Below are 16,559 nucleotides of genomic sequence, written 5' to 3'. Positions count from 1 at the left end.
CGGTACCTTCGGTGGGTGCCCGATCATCGCGAGGAGGAGACGCTGGAGCTCGAGGTCGCCGGCGTCCGCTACCGCAGCGACGACGGGGCCTTCGCCGTCATCGACGCCATGGCGACGGACGCGGACGGTGCCCCCGGCGGCCACCACGTCGTCGTCGGGCCGGTCGGCCACCTCGACGCGGGCGACCGCGTGCTCGCCACGGGCCAGCGCCAGCAGCACCCCAAGCACGGGGAGCGGTTCCGCGTCCAGCGCCTGCAGAGCGTCGCGCCGACGGACGACGAGGCGGTCTCGCGGGTGCTTCAGCGCGTGCCGGGCGTCGGCCCGCGTGCGGCCGACGCCCTGATCGAGCGCTTCGGGGCCGAGCTGCTGGAGCGGCTGGACGACAACCCGCGCGACGTGCTGCGCCGCGTGAAGGGCCTGACGGGCGAGAAGCTGGCGGACGCGGTCGAGGCCTGGCGTGCCGAGGCGGGCCCACGCGCCGTCCGGCTGCTGCTCGAGCGCCACGGGCTCGACGCCGCCACGATCGGCCGCGTCATCCGGGCGCTGGGCGACGACCCGGACGTGGACCTGCTCCGCGCCGACCCCTACCGCCTGACGTCGCGCAGCGGCATCGGGTTCCCCACCGCCGACGCGATCGCCCTCGCGCTCGGCGAGGACCCGGCCTCGGACGACCGCAAGCGCGCCGCGGTGGTCCACGCCCTCGCCCTCTCGGAGGACGACGGCCACTGCCACCTCCCCCACGACGAGCTCGTGCGTCGCACGACCCGCCTGCTCGCGGGCCGTGACGCCCCGTGGTCCACGGTCGACGCGCTGGCCCCGGGGGTCGCGCTCGCGCTGAAGGAGCTCATCGACGACCACGCCGTCGTCGACCGCGAGGGCCGCGTGGCGAGCCTCGAGCTCGACGAGGACGAGGCGTTGCTGGCGACGATCGTGGCGCGGATGTCGACGGACGACCCCGTCCTCGGCATCGACGTGCCGGCCGAGCCGCCCACGGAGGACGGCACGGGCGGCACGGGCGGAGCGGGCGGGAATCCTCTTCCCAGCGCGGAGCAGTGGGAGGCGGTGCGCCAGGCCTGCGGTCGGCGCCTGTCCATCCTCACGGGTGGCCCCGGCACCGGCAAGACGCAGACGATGCGCGCGCTGGTGCAGGTGCTGAAGGACGCCGGCTCCTCCGTGCTGCTGTGCGCGCCGACGGGCAAGGCCGCGCGCCGGCTGGCCGAGGCGACGGGCGCGCGGGCGACGACGATCCACCGCCTGCTCGGGTTCGTCCCGGGCGACGGCTTCCAGCACGACGAGGACGATCCGATCCCCGACGGCGGGATGCTCGTCGTCGACGAGGCGTCGATGCTGCCGCTCGACCTGGCGGTCGCGCTCCTGCGCGCCGTCGGCCCGAGCACCCACGTGCTGCTCGTCGGCGACGTCGACCAGCTCGCCCCCGTGGGCCCCGGCCGCGTGCTGCAGGACCTCCTGGAGTCGCAGCGGGTGCCGGCGGTACGCCTGTCGCGCATCTTCCGCCAGGCCGAGCGCTCGCTCATCGTGCGCACGGCCCACGCGATGAACCGCGGCGAGCCGCCGATCACCCAGCCCGGCCCGGACGACGTCCGCGACTTCTTCTTCATCGATCGCTCCGACGCGCTGACCGCGGCGGACGAGGTCGTCTCGCTGGCCACCCGGCGGCTGCCCGCGCACTACGACGTGCCCGCGGTCGGCGGCGTGCAGGTCCTGGCCCCGCAGCGTCGCGGCGCGTGCGGCGTCGAGGCGCTCAACGCCCGGATGCGCGAGATCCTCAACCCCGGTGGGCGCGTCGCGAAGGGCTCGGCGCTGCGCGAGGGCGATCGCGTCATGCAGACCCGCAACGACCACGAGGCCGAGGTCATGAACGGCGAGCTGGGCATGCTCGTCCGCGTCGACGGCGACGACGCACTGCTGGCGATGGACGACGGCCGCACCGTGCGGCTGCCCCTGATCCGGCTGGACACCTGGGACCTGGCCTACGCCTGCACGGTCCACAAGGCGCAGGGCTCGAGCATCCCCGTGGCCGTCGTCCCGGTCGTGACGGAGCACCGCCACATGCTCACCCGCAACCTGCTCTACACCGCCGTCACCCGCGCCGAGAAGGCCTGCGTCATGGTCGGCGACCGCGCCGCCGTCCGCCAGGCCCTCGGCCGCGTCGACGGCGCCACCCGCTACACGGCGCTCCCGGACCGCATCCGCGAGGCCCTGGAGCACGCGACGCGCTAGGCGGTCAGCCCAGCTGCTTCTCGAGGACGACGAGGTACAGGTCATCGCGCAACGGGCGGCCGAAGCGTTCATCGCCGTAGGGGAACTCCCGGGTCTCCCCCGTGCGGACGTAGCCGCGACGCTCGTACCAGGCGATGAGCTCCGCCCGCTGAGCGATGACGGTCATCTCGAGCTGCGTCGCCGCCCAGCGCTCGCGAGCGTAGCGCTCGGCCTCGCCGAGGAGCAAGCGGCCGAGGCCGCCGCCCTGCGTACCCGGGCGGACGGCGAACATCCCGAATCCGACGCGGCCCTCTCGGACGCTGACGGTGCAGCACCCGAGCACTTCCGTGCCGTCGCCGGCGACCAGGATGGCGTCGTGGGCGCTGACGAGCAGGGCGCGAACCATGTCCGGGTCGGTGCGCTGGCCCGCGAGGAGGTCCGCCTCCGTCGTCCAGCCGGCGCGGCTTCCTTCGCCACGGTAGGCCGACTCGACCAGGCGCACGATGTTGCCGAGGTCGGCGATGCCCGCCACGCGGACGGGCACGGTGCGGTCCGTGGTGGTCACAGGGACCGCCTCCAGCGCTCGGACGTCGCGTCGTCGGCCGGGTGCTCCTCGTCGCGCTGCCAGCCGCGGGACGAGAGGAAGCGCTCGGCCCACCACGCGTCCCGGTGCAGGGACAACCGTGCGGCCGTGACGCCCCGGGAGCGCAGCGTGTCCTCCGCGTCGCCCAGCAGCACGCTGCCGACGCCCGCGTTCTGCGCCGCCGGATGGACCATGAGGTGCGTCAGGGTGCCGGCCGCCGCGGGGCCGTCCGGTGCGGCCTCCGGGAGCCGCCAGCACGAGGCGGCGACGGTGCGGCCGCCGACGGACCCGATCCGGACGACGTGCGCCACGGAGCCCTCCAGCCGCGCCCGCCACTCCGCCGCCTCGTCCTCGGGCTCGAGCGCGTGGACCCGCATGGGCTCCAGGTCGGCGTAGGCGTGGTGCGCCACGGCGAGCACCAGCCCGGCGAGGGCCTGGGCGTCGTCCGGCGTGGCGTCGCGGAGCTCCACGGGTCAGTCCTCGAACAGCAGCTTGTCGAGCCCGACGGTCGGCGACGACGACAGGCTCGCGACGCGGCGCACCGCGAGCACGACGCCCGGCATGAAGGACGAGCGGTCGAGGGAGTCGTGGCGGATCGTGAGCGTCTCGCCCGTCCCCCCGAGGATGACCTCCTGGTGCGCGACGAGCCCCGGCAGCCGCACGGAGTGGATCGGCGGGGCGGTGCCCGTCGCGTCCTCCATCAGGCGCGCGGTGTGGGCGGCGGTGCCCGACGGCGCGTCGAGCTTCTTGTCGTGGTGCAGCTCGATGATCTCCGCCCGGTCCATGTGGCGGGCAGCCTCGGTGGCGAACCGCATCATGAGCACGGCGCCGATCGCGAAGTTCGGGCCGAAGAACACGTTGGCGCCCGTCTTGCCCTCGAGCGCGGAGAGGTCGAAGCCCGAGGTGCCGATGACGACGTGCACGCCGGCTTCGAGGCACTCCAGCGCGTTCTGCACGACCTGGTCCGGGCGGGTGAAGTCGACGACGATGTCGGCGTCGGGCAGCACCGCCGAGAGCGGGGTGTCCAGCGCCGGGTCGGCGCGCCCCGTGAGGACGAGGCCGTCCGCCGCCTCCACGGCCGCGCAGACCGTGGCGCCCATGCGCCCGGCCGCTCCGGCCACCGCCACCCGGATCTCGCTGCTCATCCGCCCATGGTCGCAGGCCCGCGGGCCGCGACGACGTCCGCCGCGCCTCCGACCCGAGAAGGCCGGGCCGGGGCCCGAGGCGCCGTTTCGGGTGGACCGGGCCGCGACGACGTCCGCCGCGCCTCCGGCCCGAGAAGCCCGGGCCGGGGCCCGGGTTCTCTCTCTAGGCCGTCGGCAGGTGCGAGGCGACCGGTGCGAGGGCCGCGCGGAACGCGTCCTCGTCCGGGCCGACGCCGGCGGCGGAGAGACCGGCCGGGTCGTAGAGCTCGCGGGCGAGGTCGCGGACGTCCTCGGCGGTGACGGCGTCGATCGACGCCGCCACCTGCTCCGGCGTCCGCAGGTCCAGGCCGTGCAGCACGGCGCGGCCCAGGACGTGCATCCGCGACTGCGTGGACTCGAGGCCCAGGAGCAGCCGCGCGCGGGCGTTCTGCTTCGCGCGGTGCAGCTCGTCGTCGTCGACGAGGTCGCGGCGGATGCGGTCGAGCTCGACCGCCACGATCTGCAGCGCCTCGGCGAGGTTGTCCGCGCGGGTGCCGAGGTAGACCCCGGCCATCCCGCCGCCGCGGTGCTGGTCGTCGAACGTCGACACCGCGTAGGCCAGGCCGCGGTCCTCGCGGACCGCGCGGAACAGGCGCGAGGACGGCGTGCCGCCCAGGATCGTGTCGAGCACGCGCAGCGCGAAGCGCCGGTCGTCGCCCATGCCCGGCCCGCGGCCGGCCACCGTGACCTGGACCTGCTCCGTCGCGCGGGCGCGGAAGACGACGCGGGGCGCGGTCGGCGGGGCCACGCCCGGGTCGGTGGTGTCCTCGGGGACCCCGCCGCCACCGAGCGGGACCGCGGTCTCCGCCAGCGCGACCAGGCGCTCGTGGTCCACGGCGCCCGCGGCGGCCACGACGATGCGGTCCGGGCGGTACCGGCCGGCGTGGAACGCCCGCATCGTGTCGCCATCCGTGCCGCCCACGACCTCGGGCGTCCCGATGACGGGACGGCCGAGCGGGTGGGTGCCGAAGACGGCCTGCGGCAGCAGCTCGAAGACGAGCTCCTCCGGGTCGTCGTCGATCATCGAGATCTCCTCGAGCACGATCCGGCGCTCGAGCGCGAGGTCCTCGTCCCGCAGCAGCGGGGCGGAGACCATCTCGCCGAGCATCGGGAACGCGCCGTCGAGCTCGTCCGCGAGCACGCGGGCGACCACGGCGGTCTCGTCGCGGCTCGTCGCCGCGTTGAGGTCGCCGCCGAGCGCGTCGAAGCGCTCGTCGATCTCCTGCGACCCGAAGTGCTTCGTCCCGCGGAACAGCATGTGCTCCAGCAGGTGCGCGCGGCCCGCCTCGGAGTCCCGCTCGTGGCGGGCCCCGGTGCGGACCCACACGCCGAGGGCGACGGACAACGCCGACGCCATCGGCTCAGACACCACCGTCACGCCGGACGGCAGCCTGGTGATGAGGTGCCCCTGCGGCGACTCCGTCGCCGCAGGGTGTCCGGGCACGGTGGCGATGGGACTAGTCCCGGCCGCCGGAGCGCTCGCGACGGCGCGGCGGACGGTCGCCGCCGCCCTCGCCGCCGCCCTCGCGCTCACGGCGCGGCGGGCGGTCGCCGCCGCCCTCGCGGCGCGGCGGACGATCGCCGTTGCCGCGCGGGGCGCCGCCGGACTTCTTGAGCTCCTTGAGCTCCTCCGCCGTCTTGCCGGCGATCTCGGGGTCGTCCGAGAGGCGCAGGCCGACGCGGCCGCGCTCGCGGTCGAGCTCGGCGACGCGCACCTTGATGATGTCGCCCTGCTTCAGGACCTCCTCCACCGTCTCCACGCGCTTGCCCGGCGCGACGTTGGAGATGTGCAGCAGGCCGTCCGTGCCCTTGATGAGCTCGACGAACGCGCCGAAGGTCGTGGTCTTGACGACCTTGCCCTCGAACTCGTCGCCCAGCGCCACGTCGCGGGTCATGGAGTTGATGCGCTCGATGAGCGCGTCACCCTTGGCCCCGGACGAGCTGTAGACGTTGATCGTGCCGTCGTCGGAGATGTCGATCTGGGCCTCGAACTCCTCCTGGAGCCCGCGGATCGTCTCGCCGCCCTTGCCGATGATCATGCCGATCTTCTCCGTGTCGACCTTCGTCGACAGGATCCGCGGCGCGTAGAGCGAGAGCTCGGTGTTCGGGCCGTCGATGACGGCCTTCATCTTGCCGAGGATCTCGAGGCGGGCGTCCTTGGCCTGGGCCAGGGCGTCGCGCAGGATCTCGAACGTGACGCCCGTGATCTTGATGTCCATCTGGAGGGCGGTGATGCCCTCCTCCGTACCGGCGACCTTGAAGTCCATGTCGCCGAGGTGGTCCTCGACGCCGGCGATGTCGGTGAGGACGATGTAGTCGTCGCCCTCCTTGATCAGGCCCATCGCGATGCCCGCGACGGGGGCCTTGATCGGCACGCCGGCCGCCATCAGCGACAGGGAGGAGCCGCAGACCGACGCCATGGAGCTGGAGCCGTTGGACTCGAGGATGTCGGACACGACGCGAATCGTGTAGGGGAAGTCCTCGATGTTCGGCACGACCGGGATCAGGGCGCGCTCGGCGAGCGCGCCGTGACCGATATCGCGCCGCTTCGGGCCGCCCAGGCGACCCGCCTCGCCGACGGAGAACGGCGGGAAGTTGTAGTGGTGCCAGTAGTAGCGGTTCGTCTCGAGGCCGAGGGTGTCGAGCCGCATCTCCTCCTTCAGCGTGCCGAGCGAGACGACGGACAGCGCCTGCGTCTGGCCGCGCGTGAAGAGCGCGGAGCCGTGGGTGCGCGGGGCGGTGCCGGTCTCGATCGAGATCTGGCGGATCTCGGTGGCCTCGCGGCCGTCCGGGCGGACCTTCTGCACGGCGATGCGGTCGCGGATCGCGGCCTTCTCGAGCGCGTCCACGACGGCCTTGACGGCCTTCTTGTGCTCCGCGTCGTCGTCCTCGGAGACGTTCGCGTCGAAGGCGGCCTGCTTGGCGGCGTTCGTGTCGTCCTCGCGGGCGAGCTTGTCGACGGTCTGCGTCGCCTTCTCGATCTTCTTCCCGTGGGACTTCTTGATCTTGGCGAGCAGCTTCTCGTCGAGCGAGGGGGCCTCGTGCTCGACCTTCGGCTTGCCGACCTTCTCGCGGAGCTCGAGCTGCGCGGCGACGAGCTTCTTGATCTCGCCGTGGGCGATGTCGAGCGCGTCGAGGATCTCGGCCTCGGGGATGACGTTCGCGCCGGCCTCGACCATGAGGATCGCGTCCGCGGTGCCGGCCACGATCAGGTCGAGGTCGCTCTCGCCGTCGTTGAGCAGCGAGGGCTCGGGCGGGTTGACCACGATCGTGCCGTTGATCTTGCCGATGCGCACGGCGCCGATCGGCTCGGGCAGCGGGATCGACGAGATCGTCAGGGCCGCGGAGGCCCCGTTCATCGCCAGGATGTCGTAGGGGTGCTCGTGGTCGACCGAGATCGGCAGCGCGACGACCTGCGTCTCGTACCGCCAGTTCTTCGGCAGGAGCGGCCGGATCGGCCGGTCGATCATGCGGGCGGTCAGCGTCGCCTTCTCACCGGCGCGACCCTCGCGCTTGAAGAAGGAGCCGGGGATCTTGCCCGCGGCGTAGGAGCGCTCCTCGACGTCCACCGTCAGCGGGAGGAAGTCGAAGTCCTTCAGTCGGCCCATGGCGGCCGTGCACAGCACGATCGTGTCGCCCTGTCGGACGGTCACCGCGCCGGAAGCCTGCTTGGCAAGCTTGCCGGTCTCGAAGGTGATCTCCTGGCCGGAGATCTCCACGGACACCGTCGTCACGTCGTCGTGACTCATATGTGTTCCTCGTCTGCGCGCCCATCGGACCTGGCGCGCCTGCTGTGATTCTCGTCTTTCCGAACTCCGCGCAGCCTAGCGGAACCCGTCGACGTGCAGGGCGGATCGGCCCGCCGGACGGCTAGGATCGGCCGCCGTGCCGCGCCCCCTCGCCCGCCTGATCCCTGCGCCCGTGGTGCTCGTCCTGGCGCTCGCCTCGGGCCTGTCCGCGGCCCGGCCGGCCGGCGCCTGCGCCTGCGGCGTCGCCCTCGACGCGCGGGTCACGGCCGAGCGCGCGCTGCTGTCGCTCGAGGGCGGTCGTGAGCGGATGGTCCTCTCGCTCGACCTCGCCCCGAAGGCCTCCGACGCCCGCCCGGCCGTCGTGCTGCCGGTGCCGGCGACCCCGACGGTGGACGTCGTGCGGCCCGACCAGGCCGACGTCTTCCGCCGCCTCGAGCGGGCCACGGCGCCGCTGCCCTCGCCGGACGACGCCGAGGAGGACGGCGACGGCGACCGAGCCCCCGGCGCCCCGGCCGGCGAGGTACGGGTGCTCTCCCGCGAGACCGTCGGCGGCTACGACGTCACGCGGCTGCGCGCGGGCGACGCCGGCGAGCTGCGGGCGTGGCTGACCCGCAACGGCTACGCCACCCCGCGCGCCGCCGCCCCGATCCTGCGGGACTACGTGCGCCGGCGCTGGGCGTTCGTCGCCGTCCGGCTCGCGCGGGCCGGCAGCACCGACGTGCGCGCGCTGCGCCCGCTGGCCGTCTCCTTCCCGGCCCGCAGGCTCGTCTACCCGCTGCGGCTCTCGTCCGTGGCCACGCGGCCCGTCTCCGTCGACCTCTACGTCGCGGGGCAGCACCGCGTCACCGCGAAGGGCTTCGACACCTACCACGCCGGCTGGGTCGCGGCCCTGCGTCCGCCGCTCCCCGCCCCCGTCCGCGAGCTCGTCGGCGGCGGCTACCTCACCCGGCTGGGCATGGTCGGCGAGGATCCGGCGTCGATCACGCGCGACGTGACGTTCGCCCAGGGCGTCTCGGACCGGCTGTTCCGCTCGTCGGAGGACTACCCGTACGAGGCGGAGGAGAATTTCGCGACGGCGCCCCTGCCGAGCGACCTGCCGTCGGCCGCTGCGGACGCCCCGCTCGACGGCGCGCCGGGCGGCGCCGCGTGGCTGCTGCTCTTCCCGGGCGTCGCCGTCGCGGTGCTGGCGGTGCTCGGGCTGGTCCGGCTGCGCCGCCCGGCCCGCAGGGCCTGACCCGCCGGTCCGTCCACGCGCGCCGCCCCCTCCTGCCGCGGCGGTCCGTTCGTCGCGGGCCCGCTCAGCCCCGCTCGGCCAGGAGTGCCGCGACCCAGGCGTCGTCCGGCACGCCGTGGTCCAGCGGCCGGCCGGGGACGAGGATCGCCGGGGTGCCGCTCGCACCGGCGGCGAGGCCGTCGCGCAGGTCTGCCGCGATCCGGGCGGCCGCCGCGTCTCCCCGACGGTCCGTGTCGAAGCGGGCCACGTCGAGACCCAGGCGTTCGGCGAGCGCCCACAGGTCGGGGTCCTCCGTGCGGCCGGGCTGGGCGACGAGCGCATCGAGCACGGGCCAGAAGGCCCCCTGGGCCGCTGCGGCCTCGAGCGCGCCGGCGAGCGCGCGCGGCCGCGGACCACGGGCCCGCAGGACGAGGTGCCGCCACTCCAGGCAGACGGGCGCGGACCGCAGCCGCGGGACCGCCTGCTGGCAGCGGGGGCAGGTGACGTCGCCCCACAGGACGACGTGGGGCCCGTCCGGCGGGCCGGCGACGTGCGGGCCGCGCGCCCCGGGATCCGCGCTCACGGCCACGCGGATCGCGCGTCGCTCAGGCGGCGACGGCGGCGACGCCCTCGCGGACCTTGTCCGGACCGGGAAGCTCGCCCGGGTTCGCGCCCTCGTAGCTCCAGGCGACGGTGCCGTCCGGGGCGACGACGACGAGCGCGCGGTTGGTCATGCCGCCCGGCTCGAAGTACGCGCCCAGCGCGCGGGACGCGGTGCCCTTGGGCTCGAAGTCCGAGAGCTGCTCGATCGTCACGCCGAGCTTCTCGCGGAACGCGGTCTGCGACGGCGAGGCGTCCGTGGACACCGCGTACATGACGGCGTCCTTCTCGGCGAGCTCGGGCAGCAGCTCCTCGTACACCTGCAGCTGGTCCGTGCAGACACCGCTGAAGGCGAACGGGTAGAAGACGAGGACCGTCGTGCGGCCCTGCAGGTCGGCCTGCGTGAAGTCGCTGCCGTCCTCACGCTTGAGGACGATCTCGGGGACCGCGGTGCCGGGGGCGATGATGGCCATGCGGCGGATGGTAGAACGCCGCGGGCCCGAAACGCGAACGACCGGCCAAGGGCCGGTCGATAGGACGGGGTCCCGGAGGACCAGGAGGAGCCGGCGGGCGCCGGCACCGGGCTACTTGCGCAGCCCGAGCTCCTTGATGAGGGCGCGGTAGCCGTCGAGGTCGTTCCGGCGCATGTAGTCGAGGAGACGACGGCGCTGGCCGACGAGCATCAGGAGGCCACGACGCGAGTGGTGGTCCTTCTGGTGGTGCCGGAGGTGCTCCGTCAGATCGTTGATCCGCTCGGTGAGCAGCGCGACCTGCACCTTCGTGGAGCCCGTGTCGGTCTCGGACTCGCCGAATCGGGCGACGATCTCCTGCTTGCGTTCCTGCGTGAGCGACGTCATTCGACCGGAGAACTTAGCAGGATCGCCTGCAGAACGACCGCTTCCCCGGTCAGGCCACGGGTGCCCGGAGCCGCGACGCGGTTCGAGACCGCCGGACCCGAGACGCTCGGGGCGAGGCCCGCTCAGGTCCCTGCGATGCGACGGGTCTCGTCGACGTCGCGCTCGATCTGGGCGATGAGCTCCTCGATGCCGTCGAAGCGCTGCTCGCCGCGGAGGCGCTGCAGGAACTCCAGCTCGAGCTCCTGCCCGTAGAGGTCGCCCTCGAAGTCGAGCAGGTAGGCCTCGACGAGCACGCCGAGCACCGACTCGAACTGCGGCCGGATGCCGATGGAGACCGCAGCGGCGCGCACGCTGCCGTCGGCGAGGTTCGCCCGGCAGGCGTAGACCCCGTGTGCGGGCAGTGCGTGCCCCTCAGGGGGCGTGAGGTTGGCGGTGGGGTACCCGAGCTCCCGTCCGCGCTTCTCGCCGTGCTCGACCTCTCCTGCGAGCGCGAAGGGGCTGCCGAGGAGCTCGGCGGCCTCGTCGACGGCGCCGCGGGCGACGAGCTCGCGGACGCGGGTCGAGCTGACCGTGTCGCCGTCGCGGCGCAGCACGGGGACCACCGTGGTCTCGAAGCGGGGGTCCGCGGCGAGCATCGCCGCGGTGCCCCGGGCGTCACGCCCGAAGCGGAAGTTCTCGCCGACGCGCAAGCCGCGCGCGTCCAGCCGGCCGACGAGGACCTCGTCGACGAAGTCCTCCGCGCTCTGGCGCGCGGTGTCCTGGTCGAACGGCACCAGGACGAGCTCGTCGATGCCGAGGCCGCCGATGAGCTGCGCGCGTCGGGCCATCGTGGTCAGCTGCGGGGGCACGCGGCCCGGCGCGAGCACGCTCATGGGGTGCGGGTCGAAGGTGACGACGGCGTCGGCCCCGCACAGCACCTCGCGGTGCCCGAGGTGCACGCCGTCGAAGGTGCCCAGGGCCACCGTCCTCGGCCGTCGCTGGACGTCCGCCAGGGGCGTGATGCGCGCGGTCACGCCCGGAAGCCTACGACGGGATGGATCCGACCGTCCGGCTCGCGGCGGGCGATGGCGATCGCCTCGCCGTCGTGCACGAGCCCGAACGCCTCGGCGTCCGGGACCGAGGCGAGCTCCATGCGCTGGCCGAAGCCGGCGCGGCGGGCCTCGTCCTCCGACAGCTCGACCGTCGGCACCACGGCGCGCAGCAGGTCCACCAGGGGCAGGACGCGCCACTGGGCGGGATCCGTGTCGGGCGCCTGCGCGTCGCCCACGTCGAACCCGCCGATCGCCGTGCGCCGGAGCTCCAGGCAGTAGGCGTCGCCGAGGTCGGCGACGAGGGTCCGGACGTACGTACCCGAGGAGCAGTGGATCCGGAAGGCCGCCGTGTCGTCGCCGTCCCGCGCGGTCTGCTCGAAGGCGTGCACCTGCACCTCGCGCGCCGGCACGACGACCTCCTCGCCGCGCCGGGCCCGCTTGTACGCGCGCTCCCCGTCGATCCGGATCGCGGAGTACGCCGGGGGCACCTGGGTGACCGTGCCCGTCGGCAGGTGCGGCGGGTCGGGAGGGACACGCCCCGTCACCGTGATCTCGCCCTCCGGGTCGCCCGTGGTCGACGTCGCGCCGAGGCGGGCGACGGTCTCGTACGTCTTGTCGAGGCCCATCACGTGGCCCTGCAGGCGGGTCGCCCGGCCGATGAGGATCACGAGCAGCCCCGTCGCGAACGGGTCCAGGGTCCCCGAGTGGCCGACCCGACGTCCCTTGCGCCCGCCGAGCGCCCGACGGACCCGTTGGACGACGTCGTGGCTCGTCATGCCGGCGGGCTTGTCGATGAGCAACGCCCCGTCCGGGATCGCCGCGCCCGGGGCGGGCTCCTCCCGCGCCGCGCGGATGCTCGGAGTCGTGGGGGTGCTCGGAGTTGTGGGGGCGTTCGGCGCGCCGGGGGCGTCGCGGGGCGCGTCGCCCGTCCCCGGGGTGTCGGCGCGCCCGCCGGGCAGCGCGGTCACCGGGCGTCGCGGAGGCGGGAGCGGAGGAACTGCACGAGCTCCTCCTCCCCCATGTCCGTCGTGAACCCGGCGGCCTGCGGATGCCCGCCCCCACCGCCGGCGCGGGCGATCGCGGAGACGTCGATGCCGCTGCCGGACGACCGCAGGGACACCTTCGTGCGCACGCCGGGACCGTCACCGGGATCGGCGACGACCTCGCGGGCGACGGCGGCCAGGCGGGTGCCGGACACGGCCCGCAGGTGGTCGATGATGCCCTCGGAGTCGGTGTCCTCCGCCCCCGTCGCCTCGTAGTCGGCGCGGCGGACGAGCGTGAACGTCAGCTGGCCGTCCTCCTCGCGGCGGACGCGCTCGATGGCGCGGCCCAGCAGCGCGAGCTTCGCCCACGGCACGCCCTCGTAGAGCGTGCGGTAGACGGGGAAGGGGTCAACGCCCGCATGGAGCAGGTCGGCGGCCATGCGGTGCGCGCTCTCCCCCGTGTTCTCGTACATGAACTGCCCGGTGTCGGTCACGAGGCCGACGTACAGCGCCTTCGCGCTGTCCAGGTCCAGGGGCACGTCGAGGTCGTGGAACATCCCCCAGAGGATCTCCACGGTGCTCGAGGCGACGGAGTCCACGAAGTCCACGTCGCCGAAGCGCGTGTTGTCGTGGTGGTGGTCGATGTTGACGATCCGCTGCGCATCGGTCCGGATCGGACCGACGGGCATGCGGTCGAGCGTCCCGCAGTCCAGGAAGACGGCGGTGCGGTCCGCCAGGTCCTCGGGGATCGCGGTGACCAGGTCGACCGTCGCCAGGGCGAGGTACTCCCGCGAGAGCGGGAGGTCCCCCGGGGCGACGACCGCGACGACGTCCTTGCCCATCGCCTGCAGCAGGCGCGTGGCGGCCACGAGCGACCCGATGGCGTCGCCGTCGGGATGCTCGTGGGTCACGGTGACGAAGCGCTGCTCCGTCCGCAGGATGTGCAGGACGGTGTCACGCGCGTCGCGCTGGACGTCCGCGGTGCTCATCGAGGAGCATCGCCCCGGGTCGGGGGTTCGTCCTCGCCCGGCTGGGCGTCGCCCGCGCTCGCCGGCGCGTCGTCGCCCTGCTCCGCGTCCTCCTCGTCGGGGACGGCGGGCGGCGGCGGGTCGTCCAGGATCTCCTGGATCCGCATCGCGCGGTCGATCGTCGTGTCGAGCTCGAACTTCAGGACCGGGGTGTGCTTGAGCCCCAGCTCCTGCCCGACGCGCCGCTGCAGGTATCCGACCGCGGACCGGAGCCCGGCGAGGGTGTCGTCCGCGCCGTGCTCCTGGTCCCCGATCTGCAGCACCGAGACGAGCACCGTCGCGTGGCTGAGATCGGTGCTCGTCCGCACGCCGGTGATGGTGGCGAACCCGATCCGCGGGTCCTTCAGCTCGCCGTGCTGGAGCACGTCGCCGAGGACCTCGCGGACGGCCTCGTCCACCCGCCGCATGCGGTCGGGCTTGCTCACTTCAGCTCGCGATCGACCCGGCGCTTCTCGTACGTCTCGAGGATGTCGCCCTCGCGCAGCTGCTCGAAGTCGCGCAGCACGATGCCGCACTCGTACCCGGCAGCCACCTCGCGAGCGTCCTCGTTGAACCGCTTGAGGCTCTCGATCTTCGTCGTCTCGATGATCTCGCCGTCGCGGATGACGCGGACCAGGCCGTTGCGCCGGACCTTGCCGTCCGTGACGTAGGAACCGGCGATCGTGCCGACCTTGGAGGCGCGGAAGATCTGCCGCACCTCGGCGGTGCCGACGGTCTCCTCGACCTCGTCCTTGTCGAGCATCCCCTCCATCGCGTCGCGGAGGTCCTCGAGCGCGCGGTAGATGATCTCGTAGGTGCGGATCTCGACGCCCTCGTGGTCCGCCACGCGGCGGGCGTTGCCCACCGTGTCGGTCCCGAAGCCGATGATCACGGCCTGGGACGCCGCCGCCAGCATGACGTCGGACTCGGTGATGCCACCGACGCCCGACAGCACGATGTCGACGTAGACCTCGCTCTGCGGGAGCTTCGCGATCTCGTCCTCGAACGCCTCGAGCGAGCCCGCGACGTCGGCCTTGAGGATGAGCTGCAGGCCCTTCTGCTCCTCGGAGCTCTGGGACCGCTTGAACACGTCCTCGAGGGAGAACTTGCGACCGGAGCGACGGGCGATGGCTTCGGCCTTGAGGCGCGTCTCGCGCTCCTCGGCCTTGACGCGTGCCGTCTTCTCCGTGTCCACGACCATCGCGGAGTCACCGGCGTTCGGCACGCCGTTGAACCCGAGGACGAGGACGGGGTCACCGACGCCGGCGACCTCGATCCGCTCACCGGTGTAGTCGATGAGCGCGCGGACCTTGCCCCACTGCGCGCCCGAGACGATCGGGTCGCCGACCTCGAGGGTGCCGCGCTGGATCAGGATCGTCGCGACGGGACCGCGACCGACGTCGAGCTTCGCCTCGATGACGACGCCGGAGGCCTCGGTGTCCGCGTTGGCGGAGAGCTCCTGGATCTCGGCGACGACGTTGATCGTGTCGAGCAGGTTCTCCAGGCCCTCGCCCGTCTTCGCGGAGACGTCGACGAACTCGGTGTCGCCGCCCCACTCGGCCGGGTTGAGGCCGATCGTCGCCATCTCGGTGCGCACGCGCACCGGGTCGGCGCCGGGCTTGTCGATCTTGTTGATCGCGACGATGATCGGCACGTCGGCCGCGCGGGCGTGGTCGATGGCCTCCTGCGTCTGCGGCTTCACGCCGTCGTCGGCGGCGACCACGATCACGGCGATGTCCGTCAGCCGTGCACCGCGGGCACGCATGGCGGTGAACGCCGCGTGGCCCGGGGTGTCGAGGAACGTGATGGTGTCCTCGCCGTGGTGCACCTGGTAGGCACCGATGTGCTGCGTGATGCCGCCGGCCTCGCCCTCGGCCACGGAGGCCTCGCGCAGCTTGTCCAGCAGCGAGGTCTTGCCGTGGTCGACGTGACCCATGATCGTGACGACCGGGGGCCGCTGGACCATCTCGGCCTCGGAGTCGTCGAAGACCGGGGTCTCGTCCTCCTCGTCGCTGGCCTTGACGATCACGATCTCGCGCTCGAACTCGGCCGCGAGCAGCTCGATGGTCTCGTCCGGCAACGTCTGCGTGAGCGTCGCCATCTCGCCCATGAGCATGAGCTTCTTGATCATCTCGGGGATCGGGACGCCGAGGTACTCGGCGACGTCCTTCACCGTCGACCCGGAGTTGATCCGGGGGACGTCGACGGTGCGGCCCTGCTCGCCGCGGTTCAGCGGAGCGAGAGCCTCCTCGATGCTCTGGCGGCGACGACGCCGGCGCGGACGCCGGTTCGGGGGACCGCCACCGACGCCCGGACGGCGCGGGCCACCCGGCTGGTCGATGACGACGCGGCGCTTGCCCGCGGCACCGGCGGCGCCGGCGGCCTTCGGACGCGTCGACGCCGGGTCGGGCAGGGCGATGATCTTGGGACCGGCGCCGGCCTCGGGCTTCTCGCCCAGCGTGGGCGGACCCTTCGGCAGCGCGGGCTTCTTCGTCCGCAGGTCGCGCGTGGGCGGCGGCGGCGGGGTCTCCTTCGCGGCACGGCGCGGCGGGCGCCGGCCGGGACCGGCGGGCGGCGTCGAGCCGGGAGCGGGACGGGGGCCCGGGGGCAACGGGCGACCGGTGCCCGGACCCGCGGCGACGGGCCGGGGGCCCAGCGGGCGCGGCGGGCCGTCGGGGCGTGCCGGAGCATCACCGCGCGGAGCGGGACGCTGCGGAGCATCGCGGTTGGGACGACCGCCCTGGGGCGGACGACCGCCGGGAGCGGCGGGACGCTGCCCACCGGGGCCGGCCGGACGCTGCCCACCCGGACCGGCGGGACGCTGCCCACCGGGGCCGGCCGGACGGCCCTGACCCTGGCCGGGGCCGCCGGGGCGACCGCCGCCCGCGGGGCGCTGACCCGCGGGAGCGGGGCGCTGGCCGACGGGGTTCTGCCGCTGCGGCGGGGCCGCCGGCTTCGGCGTCGGGGCCGGCGGCTGGATCACGCGGGGACCGGCACCGGGGGTGAGACCACCCGGGGCGGCGCGGCCACCCGGCGCCTGACGCGGCGCGGGACGCGCCTCGCCCGGACGCTGCGGACGGTCACCGGGACGCACGGGGCGCCCGGGCTGACCCGCGCCGGGAGCGGCGGGAC

General features: G+C 74.0%; 15 protein-coding genes. 2 read left to right on the top strand and 13 right to left on the bottom strand.

Features of this window, described 5'->3' with window-relative positions; genetic code table 11:
- Positions 1-15: 15 nt before the first annotated feature.
- The gene (recD2, locus tag F593_RS24240) at positions 16-2,241 is read left to right on the top strand and encodes an SF1B family DNA helicase RecD2 (RefSeq protein WP_022928745.1); all 2,226 of its coding nucleotides are present in this window, start codon (positions 16-18) and stop codon (positions 2,239-2,241) included.
- Between the two features lie 4 nt (positions 2,242-2,245).
- Here the strand turns inward: recD2 and F593_RS0110685 are convergent, their stop codons facing one another.
- The 5 genes from F593_RS0110685 to F593_RS0110665 all read right to left on the bottom strand — a co-directional run bounded on the left by F593_RS0110685 (position 2,246) and on the right by F593_RS0110665 (position 7,736).
- On the bottom strand, positions 2,246-2,785 hold the full coding sequence (locus tag F593_RS0110685) for a GNAT family N-acetyltransferase (RefSeq protein ID WP_022928744.1): 540 nt from the start codon (positions 2,783-2,785) through the stop codon (positions 2,246-2,248).
- A complete protein-coding gene (locus F593_RS0110680; RefSeq protein ID WP_022928743.1) occupies positions 2,782-3,273 on the bottom strand; it encodes a GNAT family N-acetyltransferase in 492 nt (163 codons plus the stop codon). The genes F593_RS0110685 and F593_RS0110680 overlap by 4 nt, the downstream gene beginning before the upstream one ends.
- 3 nt (positions 3,274-3,276) lie before the next feature.
- The gene (locus F593_RS0110675; RefSeq protein WP_022928742.1) at positions 3,277-3,948 is read right to left on the bottom strand and encodes a 4-hydroxy-tetrahydrodipicolinate reductase; all 672 of its coding nucleotides are present in this window, start codon (positions 3,946-3,948) and stop codon (positions 3,277-3,279) included.
- Positions 3,949-4,111: 163 nt separating this feature from the next.
- Positions 4,112-5,431, bottom strand: a complete 1,320-nt coding sequence (locus F593_RS24235; RefSeq protein ID WP_157251718.1) for a M16 family metallopeptidase — start codon at positions 5,429-5,431, stop codon at positions 4,112-4,114.
- Between the two features lie 13 nt (positions 5,432-5,444).
- Positions 5,445-7,736 carry a polyribonucleotide nucleotidyltransferase gene (locus F593_RS0110665; protein ID WP_022928740.1) on the bottom strand — a complete coding sequence of 764 codons (2,292 nt, stop codon included), beginning with the start codon at positions 7,734-7,736 and terminating at the stop codon, positions 5,445-5,447.
- Positions 7,737-7,872: 136 nt separating this feature from the next.
- On the opposite strand from F593_RS0110665, the gene F593_RS0110660 reads away from it, so the two are divergent.
- Entirely contained in the window at positions 7,873-8,970 is a 1,098-nt protein-coding gene (locus tag F593_RS0110660; protein WP_022928739.1) for a DUF2330 domain-containing protein, read from the top strand.
- Positions 8,971-9,034: 64 nt separating this feature from the next.
- Here the strand turns inward: F593_RS0110660 and F593_RS0110655 are convergent, their stop codons facing one another.
- From F593_RS0110655 to infB, 8 genes are all read right to left on the bottom strand, one after another.
- Positions 9,035-9,532, bottom strand: coding sequence for a DsbA family protein (locus F593_RS0110655; protein WP_169449184.1), 498 nt, complete (start codon positions 9,530-9,532; stop codon positions 9,035-9,037).
- A 22-nt stretch (positions 9,533-9,554) separates the two neighbouring features.
- Positions 9,555-10,022: a redoxin domain-containing protein gene (locus tag F593_RS0110650; protein ID WP_022928737.1), complete on the bottom strand. Its 468-nt coding sequence runs from the start codon at positions 10,020-10,022 to the stop codon at positions 9,555-9,557.
- Between the two features lie 111 nt (positions 10,023-10,133).
- On the bottom strand, positions 10,134-10,406 hold the full coding sequence (gene rpsO, locus F593_RS0110645) for a 30S ribosomal protein S15 (protein WP_022928736.1): 273 nt from the start codon (positions 10,404-10,406) through the stop codon (positions 10,134-10,136).
- A 122-nt stretch (positions 10,407-10,528) separates the two neighbouring features.
- On the bottom strand, positions 10,529-11,419 hold the full coding sequence (locus F593_RS0110640) for a bifunctional riboflavin kinase/FAD synthetase (protein WP_022928735.1): 891 nt from the start codon (positions 11,417-11,419) through the stop codon (positions 10,529-10,531).
- Positions 11,416-12,405 (bottom strand): tRNA pseudouridine(55) synthase TruB, encoded by a 990-nt coding sequence (truB, locus tag F593_RS24230; protein WP_022928734.1) that lies wholly within the window; start codon positions 12,403-12,405, stop codon positions 11,416-11,418. Before truB ends, F593_RS0110640 begins: the two co-directional genes overlap by 4 nt.
- Positions 12,402-13,409 (bottom strand): DHH family phosphoesterase, encoded by a 1,008-nt coding sequence (locus F593_RS0110630; RefSeq protein ID WP_022928733.1) that lies wholly within the window; start codon positions 13,407-13,409, stop codon positions 12,402-12,404. Before F593_RS0110630 ends, truB begins: the two co-directional genes overlap by 4 nt.
- Positions 13,406-13,873 (bottom strand): 30S ribosome-binding factor RbfA, encoded by a 468-nt coding sequence (gene rbfA / locus F593_RS24225; protein ID WP_022928732.1) that lies wholly within the window; start codon positions 13,871-13,873, stop codon positions 13,406-13,408. The genes F593_RS0110630 and rbfA overlap by 4 nt, the downstream gene beginning before the upstream one ends.
- Positions 13,870-16,038 carry a translation initiation factor IF-2 gene (gene infB, locus F593_RS30825; RefSeq protein WP_022928731.1) on the bottom strand — a complete coding sequence of 723 codons (2,169 nt, stop codon included), beginning with the start codon at positions 16,036-16,038 and terminating at the stop codon, positions 13,870-13,872. Before infB ends, rbfA begins: the two co-directional genes overlap by 4 nt.
- Between the last annotated feature and the right edge of the window lie 521 nt (positions 16,039-16,559).

Source organism: Patulibacter americanus DSM 16676 (assembly GCF_000420025.1).
Taxonomy (GTDB): Bacteria; Actinomycetota; Thermoleophilia; order Solirubrobacterales; family Solirubrobacteraceae; genus Patulibacter; species Patulibacter americanus.
This window is presented reverse-complemented; position numbering and strand designations above follow the sequence as displayed.